The 16,407-nt window shown below is 68.4% G+C and carries 14 protein-coding genes; 7 read left to right on the forward strand and 7 right to left on the reverse strand.

The window, feature by feature from the left end; all coding sequences use genetic code 11:
* Positions 1 to 118 precede the first annotated feature (118 nt).
* Both J2X54_RS15390 and J2X54_RS15395 read left to right on the forward strand, forming a co-directional pair.
* On the forward strand, positions 119 to 823 hold the full coding sequence (locus tag J2X54_RS15390) for a hypothetical protein (RefSeq protein ID WP_310181769.1): 705 nt from the start codon (positions 119 to 121) through the stop codon (positions 821 to 823).
* A 135-nt stretch (positions 824 to 958) separates the two neighbouring features.
* Positions 959 to 3,988, forward strand: coding sequence for an ATP-binding protein (locus J2X54_RS15395; protein WP_310181772.1), 3,030 nt, complete (start codon positions 959 to 961; stop codon positions 3,986 to 3,988).
* Here J2X54_RS15395 and paoC read toward each other — a convergent pair.
* From paoC to paoA, 3 genes are read right to left on the reverse strand one after another with little or no spacing between them, the layout of a single operon-like run.
* Positions 3,937 to 6,147: an aldehyde oxidoreductase molybdenum-binding subunit PaoC gene (gene paoC, locus J2X54_RS15400; protein WP_310181775.1), complete on the reverse strand. Its 2,211-nt coding sequence runs from the start codon at positions 6,145 to 6,147 to the stop codon at positions 3,937 to 3,939. The genes J2X54_RS15395 and paoC overlap by 52 nt on opposite strands.
* Positions 6,144 to 7,112: a xanthine dehydrogenase family protein subunit M gene (locus J2X54_RS15405; RefSeq protein WP_310181778.1), complete on the reverse strand. Its 969-nt coding sequence runs from the start codon at positions 7,110 to 7,112 to the stop codon at positions 6,144 to 6,146. Before J2X54_RS15405 ends, paoC begins: the two co-directional genes overlap by 4 nt.
* A complete protein-coding gene (paoA, locus tag J2X54_RS15410; protein WP_310181781.1) occupies positions 7,109 to 7,774 on the reverse strand; it encodes an aldehyde dehydrogenase iron-sulfur subunit PaoA in 666 nt (221 codons plus the stop codon). Before paoA ends, J2X54_RS15405 begins: the two co-directional genes overlap by 4 nt.
* A 170-nt stretch (positions 7,775 to 7,944) precedes the next feature.
* Here paoA and J2X54_RS15415 point away from each other — a divergent pair, with 170 nt between their 5' ends.
* A complete protein-coding gene (locus tag J2X54_RS15415; protein WP_310181782.1) occupies positions 7,945 to 8,850 on the forward strand; it encodes an AraC family transcriptional regulator in 906 nt (301 codons plus the stop codon).
* Here J2X54_RS15415 and uraH read toward each other — a convergent pair.
* A complete protein-coding gene (uraH, locus tag J2X54_RS15420; RefSeq protein ID WP_070245844.1) occupies positions 8,847 to 9,281 on the reverse strand; it encodes a hydroxyisourate hydrolase in 435 nt (144 codons plus the stop codon). The genes J2X54_RS15415 and uraH overlap by 4 nt on opposite strands.
* Entirely contained in the window at positions 9,278 to 9,802 is a 525-nt protein-coding gene (locus J2X54_RS15425; RefSeq protein ID WP_310181783.1) for a heme-binding protein, read from the reverse strand. Before J2X54_RS15425 ends, uraH begins: the two co-directional genes overlap by 4 nt.
* A gap of 134 nt (positions 9,803 to 9,936) precedes the next feature.
* On the opposite strand from J2X54_RS15425, the gene J2X54_RS15430 reads away from it, so the two are divergent.
* On the forward strand, positions 9,937 to 10,644 hold the full coding sequence (locus J2X54_RS15430) for a heavy metal response regulator transcription factor (RefSeq protein WP_310181785.1): 708 nt from the start codon (positions 9,937 to 9,939) through the stop codon (positions 10,642 to 10,644).
* The gene (locus J2X54_RS15435) at positions 10,641 to 12,020 is read left to right on the forward strand and encodes a heavy metal sensor histidine kinase (protein ID WP_310181786.1); all 1,380 of its coding nucleotides are present in this window, start codon (positions 10,641 to 10,643) and stop codon (positions 12,018 to 12,020) included. Before J2X54_RS15430 ends, J2X54_RS15435 begins: the two co-directional genes overlap by 4 nt.
* Positions 12,021 to 12,026: 6 nt before the next feature.
* Here the strand turns inward: J2X54_RS15435 and J2X54_RS15440 are convergent, their stop codons facing one another.
* Together J2X54_RS15440 and J2X54_RS15445 are read right to left on the reverse strand one after the other, a co-directional pair.
* The gene (locus J2X54_RS15440) at positions 12,027 to 13,469 is read right to left on the reverse strand and encodes a DASH family cryptochrome (protein ID WP_310181788.1); all 1,443 of its coding nucleotides are present in this window, start codon (positions 13,467 to 13,469) and stop codon (positions 12,027 to 12,029) included.
* Entirely contained in the window at positions 13,466 to 14,386 is a 921-nt protein-coding gene (locus J2X54_RS15445; RefSeq protein ID WP_310181789.1) for a LysR family transcriptional regulator, read from the reverse strand. The genes J2X54_RS15440 and J2X54_RS15445 overlap by 4 nt, the downstream gene beginning before the upstream one ends.
* 110 nt (positions 14,387 to 14,496) lie before the next feature.
* On the opposite strand from J2X54_RS15445, the gene J2X54_RS15450 reads away from it, so the two are divergent.
* Together J2X54_RS15450 and J2X54_RS15455 are read left to right on the forward strand one after the other, a co-directional pair.
* Positions 14,497 to 15,696, forward strand: a complete 1,200-nt coding sequence (locus J2X54_RS15450; protein ID WP_310181791.1) for an MFS transporter — start codon at positions 14,497 to 14,499, stop codon at positions 15,694 to 15,696.
* A 50-nt stretch (positions 15,697 to 15,746) separates the two neighbouring features.
* Positions 15,747 to 16,355, forward strand: coding sequence for a TetR/AcrR family transcriptional regulator (locus tag J2X54_RS15455; RefSeq protein ID WP_404990920.1), 609 nt, complete (start codon positions 15,747 to 15,749; stop codon positions 16,353 to 16,355).
* Positions 16,356 to 16,407 lie beyond the last annotated feature (52 nt).

Consider the following 16,407-nt stretch of genomic DNA (forward strand, 5'->3'; position numbering starts at 1 on the left):
TTGGTGGACCGCCAGGCAGGCGGGAATCCAATCAAGACGAAAAACGCCATTCCGTCATTCCCGCGCACGCGGGAATGACGGAATAAACGGAGTCGGCATTAATTCATACAGAAATATCATGCAAACTTCCAGCCTATCTGTCCTTCTCGCCACGCTCAGCCTCGCTGGCACCGTCCACGCCGTCGCCAACGCGCCGGCTGCCTCCGCGCCGGACCTGGACCTGGCGATTACCTACTACAGCAAAACCTTGACGCCCGATGGCGTCACCCGCGAGTCGCGCTACCAGGAAACCATGTTGCGCCGGCCCGGCCACGTGTGGAGCGCGCGGGTGCTGCCGGCCAATGCGCCGCAGTTCCAGCACCAGCACCAGAACGAAGAGGGTGGCCACCGCCACGGCCTCAATCACATCGCCATGCCGCGCCACGTGATCGATGCCGGCAAGACGCCGCGCCTGGAGTTTGTCGATGCCAGGGAGAAGGCGGTGATCGCGATTCCCGCCACCGAATTTGACAACGTCAACTTCGACGGTTCGTGGGACCGCGCGTTCTACCTGCTCGATCCACGGCTGCTCAAAACCATGACAGTGACCGCCCGCGCCAGCACCACGCCGGGCGCCAGGTGGCGCGAGCGCGAGGACAATGGCGTCTATCAGCGCGTGCTGTGGGACGAACAGCGCCAGATTCCGTTGATGATCGAGAGCGGCGACAAGGCCGGGACCTTTTACCGCCGGGTGGACGTGGTGGCGCGCGCCGGCGCAATGCCGGCGCCGTGGAAAAATCTCCACGGTTACGCACAGCGCGAGTTCGCCGACTTCCTCGATTAAGCGTCGCCGGCACGCCGGCCGATCTGCGCCTCTGCCGTTAGCCAGAGGCGTGGATAGGCCATCAGGCGGAGGCCTCGGTCCCTCCGAAACCAGTGCCCCGCCTTTACAATAACAGTCCGTTTTCTGGCCTGTTTTATGTTCCCGCTTCGTTCAATATCGACCGCCTGCGCCGTGCGCTGGCTGGTGTTTGTCGTCCTGTGGTCAGGCGTCACCGGCGCTGGCGCCGCTTCCTATCCGTACTGGCACACGAGCATGGTGCACACTGCCTGGACCAAGCAGGATGGCGCCCCGACCGCCGCGTTCGATATGGCCCAGGATCATCGCGACATGCTGTGGTTTGCCGCCGGCGACGGCTTGCACCGTTTCGACGGCGTCCATTTCGAGCGCCTCACCGCCATCGACGGCAACAAGCTGCGCTCGTCCAACACCAACGCCCTGCTGGTGGTGGGCACAGCCTTGTGGGTAGGTTATAACTTTGGCGGCGTCAGCGTCTTCGACCAGGGCCGCGTGCGCCATTACGATGCCAGCGACGGTTTGCCGGAACGCTCGGTGTACCGCCTGGCGCGGACAGCGAAGGGCGTAGTCTGGCTCTCGGCTTCCACCGGGCTGTACTGGCTGGAAGGCCAGCGCTGGCGCCACGTCGAGCCCGAGGACGGCCTGCCGGCCGGCGATTTCCATTACTTTACGGTGCTGCCCGATCAGACGGTGCTGGCCTACCACCCGGACGGCATGTACCGCAGCACGCCAGGCGGCCACCGCTTCCGCCGGGTGCTGGCGGGCAAGGATATCGAAATCGGCCACCTGCGGCCCGATGGTGACGTGTTGCTGGTAAGTACCGAGCACAAGCTGTACCGCTATGCGCCTGCCACCGGCGCGCTCACGCCACTGCACCTGCCCGACGGCGACCAGCCGTTCGGCGTTTTTCTCGACCAGCGCGGTGCCATGTGGATTAACACCGACGCCGGGGTCAAGCTGCTGGCGCCCGACTTGCGCACCCAGCGCGCGTTTTATGCGCCCAATAATCTCAGCGGCAAGTTGATCTACAACGCCTTCGACGACCGCGAAGGCAACCTGTGGTTCACCACCGAAAATGGCGTCGACCGCGTGCGCGAATCGCGCCTGACCACGATTGCGCTGCCGCCGCGCATGTTCAGCGGCCTGAGCGTGCAGGCCGATGGCGACGGCGCGGTGTGGGTCGGAAACTTCCAGTCGACTGGCAACTACGAGCAGCGCAGCTTCGGCCTGCTGGCCGATGGCACGCGCCAGACCACGCCATTGCTGGGCGTGACGGCCACCACGCGTGCGCCGGACGGCAGCGCCTGGTTCGCGAGCGGGCTGACGCTATGGCATCGCGCAGCCGGTCGCTGGCAAAGCTGGCCGCTGCCGCCCGACTTGCGCGGCCACGACGTGCAGGCGCTGGCGATGGACGCTTCTGGCAGGCTGTGGGTGTCGGTGATGCGCAAGGGCGTGCACGTGTTTCGCGATGGTCAGTGGCAGCCAGGCGGCGGCATCGCCGCATTGGCCACGCGCACCAGCGTGTCGCTGCTGGCCGATGCGCGGGGCCGGGTGTGGTTCGGCTATCCCGGCAACCGCCTGGCCGTGCTGGACGGCGCCACCGTGCGCGAATACGGCCCCGGGGACGGCGTCGAAGTGGGCAATATCACGGTGATGGTTGCCGACCCGGGCAGCAGCGGCGGTCTCTGGGTGTGCGGCGACCAGGGCGTGGGCTGGTTCGACGGCCGCCGCTTTGCCGCGCTGGAGGGGGAGGACGGCACCGCGCTGGGCGGCGGCTCGGGCATGGCGCTCACGCGCGGCGGTGAACTGTGGCTCCACGGGGCCGATGGCCTCACGCGCGTGGCCGCTGCCGACCTGGCCCGCGTGCGCAGCGGTGCGCTGCGCCTGCCCGTCGAACGGTTCAATCACCTGGACGGCCACGAAGGCAAGCCGGCGCCGCTGCGGCCGCTGAGCGCGCTCACGGAAGCGGCCGACGGTCGCCTGTGGTACGCCACGTCCGGCAGCGTGGGCTGGATCGATCCGGCGCACATCGTGCGCAACCGGCGGCCGCCGGCGGCGCAGGTGCTCGCACTGCGCACCGACCGCGAGCAATACCGGCCGATATCGGGACAGGTACTGCCGCGCCGCACGCGCAACCTGGAGGTCGATTTCACGGCGGCCGGTCTGTCGGTGCCGGAGCGCATCCGTTTCCGGTTTCGCCTGCGCGGCCTGGAGCAAGACTGGCGCGATGCGGGCGCCCGGCGGCAGGCGTTTTATACCAGCCTGGGTCCGGGCGACTACCGCTTCGAGGTCATCGCCGCCAACGAGGACGGCGTGTGGAGTACCGTGCCGGGCGCGGTGGCGTTCCGCATCGAGGCGGCTTTCGTGCAAACCATCTGGTTCAAACTGCTGTGCGGCGCAGCGGCGATTGTGCTGCTGTTGCTGTGTTACTGGTGGCGGCTGGCGCTGGTCACCCGGCGCATCTCCGAACGGCTGCGCGAGCGCCTGGGGGAACGGCAACGCATCGCCCGTACGCTGCACGACAACTTCTTGCAAAGCGTGGAAGCGCTGATGCTGCAGTTCGACCGCATCAAGCACGGCCTGGCGCCCGATGACCCGGCCCGCGCCAGCATCGACCGCTCGCTCGATACGGCCGAGGAGGTGCTCAACGAAGGCAGGGCGCAGGTGCTGGAGCTGCGCATCGGCCACGAATTGTCGGGGGACCTGGACACCGCGCTGTCGCAACTGGGCCACTCGCTCGCGCCGCGTCACGACGCGCAATTTTCCTTGACGGTGCAGGGCACGGCGCGGCCTTTGCGGACGGCGGTGGCGGCGGAAGCATACGCCATCGCCCGCGAAGCGCTGCTCAACGCCTGCCGCCATGCCCACAGCGCCACCGTCACGGTGGACTTGCACTATGCGCCGCGCCACTTCACGCTCACAGTGGGCGACCGTGGACGCGGACTGCCGGCCGAGGTGTCCGTGCAGGGCCACCGACCTGGCCACTGGGGCCTGACCGGCATGCGCGAACGCGCCAGCGACGTGGGCGGCACGCTGCACGTGGACAGCGCCCCCGGCAGCGGCACCCGCGTGACCCTGCGGGTGGCGGCGCGGCGCGCTTATGCCCGCAGCGGCAGCTTGTCGATCAGCTTGTCCAGCGTCACCGGGTAATCCCGCACCCGCACCCCGGTGGCGTTGTAGATGGCGTTGGCAATCGCCGCTGCCGCGCCGCTGATACCCAGCTCTCCCACGCCCTTGGCTTTCAGGGGGCTCATGGTGGGATCGACCTCGTCGAGGAAGATCGCGTCCAGGTGCGGGACGTCGGCGTGTACCGGCACCTCGTAGCCGGCCAGGTCGTGGTTGACGAAAAAACCGAGCTTGTGATCGACCACCATGTGTTCCATCAGCGCCGCGCCCGCGCCCATGGTCATGCCGCCGATGATCTGGCTGCGCGCGGTCTTGGGATTCAATATGCGCCCGGCCGCGCACACGGCCAGCATGCGGCGGATGCGTACCTCGCCGGTGGCGGCATCCACTGCCACTTCCACGAAATGGGCGCCGAAGGTTTGCTGCGCGTACTGTTTCGACAGCTCGCCGTACTCCATCTTGTCCTCGCCCACCAGCTCGCGCGTGCGCGCGGCATAGGCCAGCGGCACGCTACGCCCGCCCCAGCGTACCTGGCCGTCGGCAAAGGTGGCGTCATCGGCCTGGAAGCCGAGCTGCTTCGCCACCGCCTCGCGCAGTTTGACGCACGCCGCATACACGCCGGCGGTTGACGAGGCCGCGCCCCACTGGCCGCCGGAGCCGGACGATTCCGGAAAGCGCGAGTCGCCGAGTTTGACCACCACCTGCTCGACCGTCACGCCCATCATCTCGGCGGCGGTCTGGGCGATGATGGTATAGCTGCCGGTGCCGATGTCGGTCATGTCGGTTTCCACCGTGATCACGCCGCGCTGGTCGAGGCGCACGCGGGCGGCAGACGTGGTGATCGGCGCGCCACGGATGGCCGCCGCCACGCCGTAGCCGACCAGCCAGCGGCCGTCGCGGCGGCTGGCCGGGCGCTGCGGTCGCTTTTGCCAGCCGAAGCGCTCGGCGCCGGTGCGCAGGCACTGCACCAGCTGGCGCTGGGAGTAGGGCCGCCCGGGGTTTTCCGGATCGACCTGGATGTCGTTGCGGATGCGCAGTTCCACCGGGTCCAGCTTCAGCTGCTCGGCCAGTTCGTCTATGGCGATTTCCAGCGCCATCATGCCGGGCGCCTCGCCAGGTGCGCGCATGGCGCTGCCTTCGGCCAGGTCCAGGTGGGCCAGGCGCAGGCGCGTCATGCGGTTGGCGCCCGCGTACAGCAGGCGGGTGGGAGCGGTGGCTGCCTCGGGCCGGCCGCCGGCGATATTGCCGGACCAGCTTTCGTGGCCGATGGCGACGATCTCGCCGGTGCTGGTGGCGCCGATGCGCAGGCGCTGGATGGTGGCCGGGCGGTGGGTGACGTTGTTGAACATTAGCGGGCGCTGCAACGCCACTTTCACCGGCCGTTTGGCTGCGCGCGCGCCTAAAGCGGCCAGCACGGCGTCGCACAGGATGGTGCCCTTGCCGCCGAAGCCGCCGCCGATGTACGGCGACACCAGCCGCACCTTCGTTGGCGCGATGCCGAGCGTTTTGGCCAGGTCGCGCCCACCCCAGTTGATCTGCTGGATCGCGGTCCACAGCGTGAGCTGGTCGCCGTTCCACGAGGCGATGCTGGCGTGCGGCTCCATCATGGCGTGGGCCTGGTCGGGCGTGGTGTAGTGCTGGTCGAGCTTGACGGCGGCACCGGCATACGCGGAGGCGAAGTCGCCGATGCCGGTTTCGGCCGGCGGCGTGAACTTGGCCGCTTTCGGCGGCGGCGCCGTGTCCTTGGCGGCGGCCAGGTCGAAGGCGCCGGCGCTGCGCGTGTAGCGCACGGCAATCAGCTGGGCCGCGGACCGCGCCTGTTCGAACGTTTCGGCCACCACCAGCGCCACGGCCTGGTGGTAGTGATCGACGTCGGGACCGGCCAGCGCGCGGGCGGCGTAGAACTCGCCCTTGTCCAGTTTGCCGGCGTTGTCGGCGGTGACCACGGCCAGCACGCCGGGGGCGGCGCGGGCGCGGGCGATGTCGATGCTGTCGATGCGGCCCTTGGGGATGGCGGCGCCCAGCACGTAGCCGTAGGCGGCGTTCGGCGCGGCCGCGTGCTGTTCGTAGGCGTAGGTGGCGGTGCCGGTGACCTTGAGCAGGCCTTCCACGCGCGACAGTGGTTTACCGACTACCTTCAGCTGGTCGATCGGATTGGTGGTGGCGGGTTTGTCGAATTTCATGCGCGTTCCTTGGTGGCTTGTTCCAGGATGGCGTGCAGCGTGCGTTCGGCCAGCACTGCCTTGTAGCCGTTGTCGGCGGTCGGTCTGGCGCCGTCCAGCAGGTGCGCCATGGCGGCCCGGGCGCCTTGCTCGCCTTGTTGCAGCGCGCTGTCGGCTTCCGGCCGGCGCCACGGCTGGTGGGCGACGCCGCCCAGCGCCACGCGCCCGCTGCCGTCCGGCTGGACGATGGCGGCCACCGACACCAGCGCGAACGCATACGAGGCGCGGTCGCGCACCTTGCGATAGAAATGCTGGCCGCCCACCGGTGGCGGCAGCACCACCGACGTAATCAGCTCGCCGGGGGCCAGGTTGGTGTCGCGCTCGGGCGCGTTGCCGGGCAGGCGGTAAAAGTCGGCGATGGCAATGCTGCGCGTGGCGCCGTCGGCGCGCACGGTTTCCACCACCGCATCGAGCGCGCGCATGGCCACGGCCATGTCGCTCGGGTGGGTGGCCAGGCAGGCGTCGCTGTGGCCGATGATGGCCAGGCCCCGGGTAAAGCCGCCAATGGCCGCGCAACCGCTGCCGGGCTGGCGCTTGTTGCAGGCCTGGTTGGTGTCGTAGAAATACGGGCAGCGCGTGCGCTGCAGCAGGTTGCCGGCGGTAGTGGCCTTGTTGCGCAGCTGCGCCGAGGCGCCAGCCAGCAGCGCACGCGACAGCACGCCGTAGCCGCGCCGCACGGTGGCGTCGGCAGCGAGCTCGGTGTTGCGCACCAGCGCGCCGATGCGCAGGCCGCCGTCCGGCGTCGCGGCGATCTGGTCCAGGCCGATGTGGTTGACGTCCACCAGGTGCGCGGGCGTGTCGATTTCCAGTTTCATCAGGTCGAGCAGGTTGGTGCCGCCGGCAATGAAGCGCGCGCCCGGGGTGCGGGCGATGGCCGCTGCCGCTTCGGCCGGGGTGCGGGCGCGTTCGTAGGTGAAGGCTTTCATGCGCGGCTCCCGGCCACGTCGGTGATGGCGTCGATGATGTTGGAGTAGGCGCCGCAGCGGCAGATATTGCCGCTCATGCGCTCGCGCAGTTCTTCGGCGCTCAGCAGCGGCGCGGCATTGAGGTCGCCGGTGACGTGGCTCGGTACGCCGCGCTTGATTTCGTCGAGCGTGGCCACGGCCGAGCAGATCTGGCCGGGCGTACAGTAGCCGCACTGGTAGCCGTCGTGCTTGACGAAGGCTGCCTGCATCGCGTGCAGCTTATCGGGCGTGCCCAGGCCTTCGATGGTGGTGACGTGGTCGCCGTCGTGCATCACGGCCAGGCTCAGGCACGAGTTGATGCGGCGGCCACCCACCAGTACCGTGCAGACGCCGCACTGGCCGTGGTCGCAACCCTTCTTGGTGCCGGTCAGGTGCAGGTGTTCGCGCAGCGCGTCGAGCAGGGTGACGCGGGTATCGAGGTCGAGCTGGTGTTGTCTGCCGTTGACGGTGAGGGTGGTTTTGGCAAAGGGGACGGCGCCGCTGGTGGAAGGGCTCTGGCCTGCTGCCTTGCTGACACCGGGCAGCATGGTGGCGGCCACGGCGCCGGAACTGGTGGCGATGAAGGTGCGGCGGTCAATCGTTGGCGCGGCTGGCACCGGGTTTTTTGGCATCGTGTCTGGCATCTGGGGCTCCATGGTTCGGGAATGCCGGGCCATGCCCGGCTAACCGGACCAGTGTGCCGCCTCGACAGGCACGGCGGTATCCCGTTCCTCTATGTCGCTTGCCTAATCCTCTGGCATCGCCGAATCCGGTAGCCAGCCGGGGGCGCCAGTGGCTATCATTGGCCTCAACCATGGATAAAACGATCGAATCATTGTGCGCCGAGCTGGTGCGAAAGAGCGCGCCGCTGGTCAGCGCCATCGAAAACCCCACCGGCATCGCCGCGCTCACGGTGTACCGCCACCTGGAACCGACGCCGCCGGCGCCCACCACCTACCTGCCCAGCATCGCGCTGGTGATGCAGGGAAGCAAACGCGTGCACCTGGGCGAGAACAGCTTTGTCTACGACCGCTCGCGTTTCCTGCTCACCGCCCTCGACCTGCCGGTCAGCAGCGAGGTGCTCGACGCCAGCGTGAAGGCGCCTTACATGTGCCTGCGGCTGGGCCTCGATATCCGCCTGGTGCGCGAGGTGCTGGTCAGCGCGCCACCCGTTGCCCGGGTCGAAGCATCCGACGCCTATGGCATGGCCACCGGCGTGGTGACGGTGGAACTGGTGGAAGCGTTCGGCCGCATGCTCGACCTGCTGGGTTCAGGCGAGCCGCCGGCGTTTCTCGGCGACCTGCTGCAGCGCGAGATCATTTACCGCGTGCTGCACAGCGAAGCGGGCGCGCGCCTGCGCGAAATCGCCACAGCCGGCGGCGACAGCGACCGCACGGCCCGCGCGGTGGACTGGATCCGCGACCACTACACGCAGCCCCTGCGCATGGAGCAACTGGCGCAGCAGGCCGGCATGGGCGTGTCGACCCTGCACCATCATTTTCGTCGCCTGACCTCGATGAGCCCCTTGCAGTACCAGAAGCAGCTGCGCCTGCACGAGGCGCGCCGGCGCATGCTGATCGACGGCCTCGATGCGGCCAGCGCGGCTTTCGAAGTCGGTTACGAGAGCGCCAGCCAGTTCAACCGCGAATACAGCCGGGTGTTCGGCAATTCGCCGATGCGCGATGTACGGGCCAGGCTCGATGGCTGGCGTTCCGCTTAGTTGCCGCGGTAGGTGGAGTAGCCGTAGGGGCTGAGCAGCAGCGGAATGTGGTAGTGCGCCACGCCCGCCTCGGTCTTGAACTCGACCGGGATGCGCGGGAAAAAGGTGGCCTTGCCTTCGCGCTTGAAATGGTCGCCGGTCTCGAACACGATGCGGTAATCGCCAGCCGCCATGGTTTTGCCTTCCGGGTACAGCGCGGCAATCCTGCCCTGGGCGTTGGTCACGCCGGCGGCCAGGGCGCGCCAGTCGTTGCTGCCATCGCCATTACGTTCCTCGAGCGTGACGCGGATGCCGGCCGTTGGCTGGCCGCTTTGCAGGTCCAGCACGTGGACGCTGAGCGGGTTGGCTGCCGGCGCGGCGACCGCTAGGCCGGCTGTGGTAGCGGTGGCTGCGAACGACAGGGCGAGGGCGAAGTTTTTCAGCTGGTTCATGGTGATTCCTTGGTGGTTGACGAAGTTGGTTGATCGAGGGCGGGCACGGCGGCAATCGCTGCCAGCGCGCACGCATGGTCGTTGCCGGCGCCGCCGCCACCGGCCACGCCGATGGCGCCCACCGGCGCACCCTTGACCGCCAGGGGCACGCCGCCGCCCAGCAGCAACAGCTCGGGCAGGGTGTTGAGGTTGCGGCTATCCGCATCGAGCGCTGCGCGGCGCGCCAGGTCCAGCGTTGCAGTGCGGGTGGAGAGCGCGGTGAACGCCTTGCGCCGGGCCGCCTCGATGTTGTGCGGACCGACCGCCGGGTCGCGCCGGACCACCAGCAGGTGGCCGCCGCCATCGAGCACCGCGACCACGATGGTGCGGCCCAGCTGCTGGCAGGCGCCAGCGGCGGAGGTGGCCAGGCGGTCGGCGGCTTCAAGGGTCACGGTCGGTCGCTGAACCAGGTCTTGCGCATAGACCGGCGCTGCGACTGCGAAAGCGATCAAGGCAGCGGGGAGTGCAGTAGTAAAAGTCATGATGTCCTCGGCTAAACGAAGACCGCAGTGTGCCTGCCCGACCCCGACAAGAAGCTGACCGCCAGATGATAATTTCGTCATCCAGCGCCCGGGATGGCAGGGGTAGAATGGCTGTTTTGCAGGCGAGCCCTTTCATGACCATCCTGATTATCGAAGACGAGCCGAAGACCGGCGATTACCTGATGCGCGGCCTGGCCGAATCGGGTTTTCCAGTGCGCCTGGCGCGCACGGGCCGCGAGGGACTGGCCATGGCAAAGGAAGGCGCCGCCGACCTCGCGCTGGTGGTGCTGGACGTGATGTTGCCCGGCATGGACGGCTGGCAGGTACTGGCGGCATTGCGCGCCGACCAGGCCACCGAGCAGGTGCCGGTGCTGTTTCTCACTGCGCGCGACGAAGTGCAGGACCGCGTGCGCGGGCTGGAACTGGGCGCCGACGATTACCTGGTCAAGCCGTTCGCGTTCGTGGAACTGGTGGCGCGCATCCGCACGCTGCTGCGGCGTGGCCCGGCGCGCGAGGATGACCTGATCCGCATCGGCGACCTCGAAATAGACGTGCTGCGCCGCCGCGTGCGGCGTGGCGCCACCACCATCGTGCTCACCTCGCAGGAGTTTGCGCTGCTGCACCTGCTGGCCCAGCGCCAGGGCCAGGTGCTGTCGCGCTCCATCATCGCCTCGCAGGTGTGGGACATGAACTTCGACAGCGACAGCAACGTCATCGAAGTGGCCGTGCGCCGCCTGCGCCGCAAGCTCGACGACCCGTTCCCGGTCAAACTGATCCACACCCGGCGCGGCATGGGTTATGTGTGCGACCTGGCCCCGGTTCCGGTTCCGGACGCGCCATGAGGCGCTGGCGCTCTTCGCTGACAGTGCGGGTGACCGCGCTGTTCATGCTGATCGTGGCGCTGGCGGCGGCCGGCCTGGGTGCGTACCTGTACCGCGAGTTCGTGGCCCAGATCGAGCGCCGCGACGACGCCCAGCTGCTGGGCAAGCTGCGCCAGGTGCAGATCGTGCTGGCCCGTCCCGGTGCGGCGGAACTGGTGGGCACGCAACCGGAATTTTTTCGCGACACCATGAGCGGCCAGGAAAACTCGCTGGTGCGCATCGTGGCCGCTGACGGCGCCGTGCTGGCCGATATCAACGCCGGCAGCGAGCGCTATCCGCTACCGACCATGGCCGGCGCCGCACCGGACCGTGACGCGATCGTCAGCTGGCGCGGCCGCAATGGTGAGCCGGGCCGGGTGGTGGCTGCGGCCGCGCGCCTGGGTACCCGTGACGTCAACGTGTACGTGGCGCGCCTGTACGCCGAGCGCGATGCGATGTTCGGCCAGTACCGCTGGCGCATCGCCATGGCCGCCGCCGTCAGTGCGCTCGCTGCCGCCCTGTGCGCGGCATTGATGCTGCATCGCGGACTGCGGCCGCTGCGCCGCATCGCGGCCCACGCGGCGCTGGTGCGTCCCGGTACGCTGGCACAGCGACTCGATGCCGGCGACGCGCCGTCCGAGCTGCTGCCGCTGGTCGATGCCCTGAATGCCATGCTGGCGCGCCTGCAGGAGGGCTATGCACGGCTGTCGGGCTTTTCGGCCGACCTGGCGCACGAGTTCCGCACGCCGATCACCAACCTGCTGGGGCAAAGCCAGGTGCTGCTGGCGCAGCCGCGCAGCACGGCAGACTACGAGCAGCTGATCGGCTCCAATATCGAGGAACTGGAACGCCTGGCGCGCATGATCGAGAGCATGCTGTTCCTCGCGCGCGCCGGCCAGGACGACGTGCTGCTGGCGCGCCAGCCGCTGGCCGCGCTGGACGAACTGCGCAAGGTGGCCGACTTTTACGAGGGCATGGCCGAGGAGCAGGACGTGCACATCGCCTGCGTGGGCGAGGCGGTGGTGCAGGCCGATCCGGCCCTGCTGCGCCGCGCGCTGGCCAACCTGGTCTCGAACGCGGTGCGCCATGCGCAGCCGGGCAGCACGATCACCCTGCGCGCAGACCGGCGCGGCAGCGGCGCCGAGATCACGGTCGCCAATACGGGCGCACCCATTGCGCCAGAACACTTGCCGCATTTGTTCGACCGCTTTTACCGCGCCGATCCCGCGCGCGGCAATGCCGACGGTTCTACCGGCCTGGGATTGGCGATCGTCAGCGCCATCATGGCGGTGCATGGCGGCGCGGCGCGGCTCGATACCGATGGCGACGAGGCGCGTTTCGTGCTGAGTTTTCCGTAGCCCGCGCTACGGACATTCGCTTCCCGCCCACCGCCGGCGATAAACGCCATCGGGATCATGCTCGGCGGTCTGCTTCTCGAGATTGAAATGCCGCCCGCCGCGCGGATCGGTACCGCGTCCGGCAATGTACAGCCAGTTGCCCTGGTTGCTGTAGACGTCGTAATCGACCAGGCGCGACTCGAACCACGCGGCGCCGGCGCGCCAGTCGCCCTGCAACTCGTTCAGCAGGTAGCTGGCCACGACCTGGCGCAGGCGGTTGCTCAGGTAACCGGTGTGCAGCAGTTCGCGCATGGCGGCGTCCACCAGCGGCTCGCCGGTTGCGCCGTGGCGCCAGCGAGCGAGGTTGGCAGTGCGCTCATCCGAGGTAGCAGAAGGCGGTGCTGCCGACCGCGTGGACAGGCCGCGTTCGCGGTACAGCGCCGCACCATACTGCAAATGCAGCAGGCGGAAGTAGTCGCGCCACAGCAGTTCGAACCACAGCCAGTAGGTGCCTTCGTTGGCGCCATGCTCGGCCTCGTAAGCACGCACCTCGGCCAGGATGCGCCGCGCCGACAGTGCGCCATTGGCCAGCCACGGCGACCACTTGCTGGAAAAATCGACGCCGTATAACTGGTTGCGGGTGCGCTTGTAGCTGTCGGGCAGGCGCCGTTGCAAATACTGGTGCAGATGCGCCAGGGCGGCGGTCTCGCCGCCTTGCAGACCTGCCGGTCCAGCCGGTAGCGATGAGCGGGGATTGGCCAGCAGCGCATCCTCAGGTACCGCAAGCAGTACAGCGCGGTAGCCCGGCAGGGTCGCGCCAGCAGCGGTAGCCGCCGGCGGCCACGGCAACATGGCGCCGGGCGCTGCCAGCGGCGCCGGGGCCAGAGCGGGGAACGACCTGTGCGACACCGGCGCAGTATCAGCGGATGGCGCTGTCGATGCCGCAGCACGGGCTGGCGCCAACGGTTGCGGCACCGGCGCAGCCGATTGCAGCGCCCGCTCGACCGCCTGCCGGAACGGCGTATAACTGGCCGGCAGCGCATCCGCCGGCCACGGCAGGTACTGCGGATCGAGCAGTGTGCTTTGCCAGGTGGTATGCACCGCCAGGCCAGCCGCCCTCAAGGCGGCCACGTGCTGCTGTTCCTCTGGTGCGGCGATGTCTTCGCAGTAAAGTTCGGTAGCGCCGACTACAGCGGCCAGCGCCGGCAGCACGGTGGCCGGATCGCCATCGCACACCAGCAGCGGGCAGCCAAGGCCGGTCAGTTGCCGGTCCAGGTCGCACAGCGCGCCGTGGAGCCAGGCGCGGCGCTGTGGACTGGCGCGCTCCCAGCCCCAGGCGGTAGTCGCGTTCGGCGCCGACAGGCACGCCACCGGCAGCAGATATCGGGCGCCACTGGCCAGCGCCGCCTGCAGGGCGGGCTGGTCGTGCAGGCGCAGGTCGTTGCGGAACCAGAACAACACCGTCTTCATCGTTTGCCATGCTCCTGTTTGGTCGTAGGCGGGGACGCCGCGAACAGATGTTCGCACAGGAAGTCCACCAGGGCCCGCACCTTGGGCGACGGATGGCGGCTGGCCGGCCACAGCACGTGAAACGCGCTGCTGCGCTCGCAGCCGGGCAGCACCTGCACCAGGCGGCCGTCGGCCAGCTGGTCGCGGATCGAAAAATCGGGCAGGAAGGCGATACCGCGCCCCTGCACCGCGAAGCACACGCGGGTTTCGATGTTGTTGCAGACCATCGAGATGGGCGGTGACCACGGCGGCTGGTCGTCCTCACCGGGAAGCGGCCAGGTATCGAGCTTGCCGTTATGGGGAAAGCGGAAATGCAGGCAGCTGTGCAGGAGCAGATCCGCCGGCGCCTGCGGCACGCCGCGCTGGGCCAGGTAAGCGGGCGAAGCCACCAGCATTTGGCGAAACGTGCCGACCTGGCGCGCCGACAGCCGCGAGTCGGTAGGCTGGCCGGTGCGCACCACGGCGTCGAAACCCTCGTCGATCACATCGACCATGCGGTCGGTGAAGTCGAGGTCGAGCTGCACCGCCGGATGCAGGCGCATGAAGTCGCTCAGCATCGGCAGCACCAGTGTACTGACCAGCGGCAGGCTCAGGCGCAGCCGTCCGTGCGGCGCCCCGGCCGCTTGCGAGAGTTCCTGCTCGGCCGCTTCGATCTCGGCCAGGATGCGCCGGCTGCGTTCGAGGAACAGGCCGCCCTCGGCAGTGAGCGTGATGCTGCGCGTGCTGCGGTGAAACAGCCGCACACCGAGCTTGTCTTCGAGACGGGCGATGCTTTTGCCCACGGCCGACGCCGACACGCCGAGGGCGCGGCCGGCTGCGACAAAGCTGCGCGCCTCCGCCACTGCCACGAACACCGTAAAGCCGGTCAAGCTGTCCATGCATCTCCCTGATTGCGGACAGTTATGTCCTTAGAACGAGGAACTGTACCCGACTTTTTCTTTATTGGCGCGCTGCCTATGATCGATTCTTTTTATCCAAAGGACATCACATGTCAAACGAGCGCCCACTGCCGCTGGCAGCCCTGCTGGCCCTGGCCATGGCCGGCTTTCTCACCATCCTTACCGAAACGCTGCCGGCCGGCCTGTTGCTGCCGATCGCAGCCGGCCTGTCGGTCTCTGAAGCAATGGTCGGCCAGATGGTGACGATTTACGCGATCGGCTCGCTGGTGGCGGCCATTCCGCTGGTCACGCTCACCCAGGGCTGGCGCCGCCGGCCGTTGCTGCTGCTGGCGATTGCCGGTTTTGCCATCGCCAACAGTATCACCAGCTTGTCAAGCCACTACGGCGCCATCATGGCGGGCCGGCTGGTGGCGGGCATTTCTGCCGGCGTGCTGTGGGCGCTGCTGGCCGGCTACGCGGCGCGCATGGTGCCGGCGCCCCAGAAGGGCAGGGCGATCGCGGTGGCGATGGTGGGCGCGCCTCTGGCGCTGGCGCTCGGCGTGCCGCTGGCGACCTTGCTCGGCAAGCTGCTGGGCTGGCGCCTGTGCTTTGCCGCCATGAGTGCACTGGCGCTGCTGTTGATGCTGTGGGTGTGGCGCCAGGTGCCCGACGTGGCGGGCCAGCCGTCCAGCGCGCGCCGGTCGCTGGTATCGACACTGGCATCGGTGCTGGCGCTGGCCGGCGTGCGGCCGGTGCTGTCGATGGTGCTGGTGTATGTGCTGGCCCACAATATTTTGTACACCTATATCGCGCCGTTCCTGGCCGGCGCCGGGCTGGCGCCGCGCATCGACGTGGTGCTGCTGGTGTTCGGCCTGACTGCGCTGGCCGGCATCTGGATTACCGGCGTGCTGATCGACCGCCACCTGCGCGCGCTGATCATTGCCAGCCATGCGTTGTTTGCGCTGGCGGCGCTGCTGCTGGTGCTGATCCCCGCGCAGCCGGCCCCCGGCATGATTTATCTCGCTGTTGCGCTGTGGGGCGTGGCGTTCGGCGGCTCCGGCACGCTGTTTCAGACCGCGCTCGACAACGTCGCCGGCGCTGCTGCCGACGTGGCGCAATCGATGCTGGTGACGGCCTGGAACCTGGCCATTGCCGGGGGCGGCCTGGCGGGTGGCTTGCTGCTCGACCGGTTCGGCGTGCGGGCGTTTGCGCCGGTGGCACTGGGTTTGCTGCTGGTGTCGCTGGCGGTGGCATGGCTGGCGCGCCCGGCCGGCCAAGCTGAGACGGATGCGATGCCGCCGGTGCGGTAACCGTGTTCGCCAAAACAGGGCGCGGCTTGCAGCCAAATTAAAACGGGTATATGATGACCGTCATGCAAACCAAATCCGCCAAGCGCCCGGCTGCCAGCCGCAAGGAAGTCACCCACGACCGTATCGTCGAGGTGGCCTCGCGCGCCATCCGCCGCAGCGGCTACGATGGCACCGGCGTGGCCGATATCATGAAGGAGGCCGGCCTTACCCATGGCGGCTTCTACGCCCACTTCGCCTCGCGCGACGCGCTGCTGGCCGAGGCCGGCGACCGCGCAGGCGCCGACGCGGTGGCGCTGGCGGCCAGGGTGGCGGCCAGTGCGCCGCCCGGCCAGGCGATCAAGGCCATCATGGAAGCTTACCTGTCACCGCAACACATCGCGTCCATCGAGCACGGCTGCCCGGTGTCGGCGCTGGCATCCGAAATGCCGCGCCAGGCGCCCGAGGTACGCCAGGTCGCCACGGTGCACATCAAGGAAATGATCGACGTGCTGGCGCGCCAGATGCCCGAGTGGGGCCAGCCCGAGGCCCACGAACAGGCCATGTCCTTGCTCGCCTCCCTGATCGGCACCACCATGCTGGCCCGGGCGGTGGACGATCCCAAGTTGTCGGCGGCGCTGTGCGCGGCCACCCTCAAGCAGTATTTACCGGCTGCCGAATAATTCCTCGGCGGTTTTTTTTGCCTCGTAATATGATGATCGTCATATTTTTTGC

It is taken from the genome of Duganella sp. 3397, from assembly GCF_031456625.1.
GTDB classification, from domain to species: Bacteria; Pseudomonadota; Gammaproteobacteria; order Burkholderiales; family Burkholderiaceae_D; genus Rugamonas; species Rugamonas phyllosphaerae.

What these genes read in the sequence shown, in the direction of transcription:
- J2X54_RS15425 (WP_310181783.1), bottom strand. Translation starts at nt 9,802, where the DNA reads ATGACTTTTACTACTGCACTCCCCGCTGCCTTGATCGCTTTCGCAGTC.
- J2X54_RS15450 (WP_310181791.1), top strand. Translation starts at nt 14,497, where the DNA reads ATGTCAAACGAGCGCCCACTGCCGCTGGCAGCCCTGCTGGCCCTGGCC.
- J2X54_RS15435 (WP_310181786.1), top strand. Translation starts at nt 10,641, where the DNA reads ATGAGGCGCTGGCGCTCTTCGCTGACAGTGCGGGTGACCGCGCTGTTC.
- J2X54_RS15415 (WP_310181782.1), top strand. Translation starts at nt 7,945, where the DNA reads ATGGATAAAACGATCGAATCATTGTGCGCCGAGCTGGTGCGAAAGAGC.
- J2X54_RS15390 (WP_310181769.1), top strand. Translation starts at nt 119, where the DNA reads ATGCAAACTTCCAGCCTATCTGTCCTTCTCGCCACGCTCAGCCTCGCT.
- J2X54_RS15405 (WP_310181778.1), bottom strand. Translation starts at nt 7,112, where the DNA reads ATGAAAGCCTTCACCTACGAACGCGCCCGCACCCCGGCCGAAGCGGCA.
- J2X54_RS15455 (WP_404990920.1), top strand. Translation starts at nt 15,747, where the DNA reads ATGATGACCGTCATGCAAACCAAATCCGCCAAGCGCCCGGCTGCCAGC.
- paoA (WP_310181781.1), bottom strand. Translation starts at nt 7,774, where the DNA reads ATGCCAGACACGATGCCAAAAAACCCGGTGCCAGCCGCGCCAACGATT.
- J2X54_RS15440 (WP_310181788.1), bottom strand. Translation starts at nt 13,469, where the DNA reads ATGAAGACGGTGTTGTTCTGGTTCCGCAACGACCTGCGCCTGCACGAC.
- J2X54_RS15445 (WP_310181789.1), bottom strand. Translation starts at nt 14,386, where the DNA reads ATGGACAGCTTGACCGGCTTTACGGTGTTCGTGGCAGTGGCGGAGGCG.
- J2X54_RS15430 (WP_310181785.1), top strand. Translation starts at nt 9,937, where the DNA reads ATGACCATCCTGATTATCGAAGACGAGCCGAAGACCGGCGATTACCTG.
- paoC (WP_310181775.1), bottom strand. Translation starts at nt 6,147, where the DNA reads ATGAAATTCGACAAACCCGCCACCACCAATCCGATCGACCAGCTGAAG.
- J2X54_RS15395 (WP_310181772.1), top strand. Translation starts at nt 959, where the DNA reads ATGTTCCCGCTTCGTTCAATATCGACCGCCTGCGCCGTGCGCTGGCTG.
- uraH (WP_070245844.1), bottom strand. Translation starts at nt 9,281, where the DNA reads ATGAACCAGCTGAAAAACTTCGCCCTCGCCCTGTCGTTCGCAGCCACC.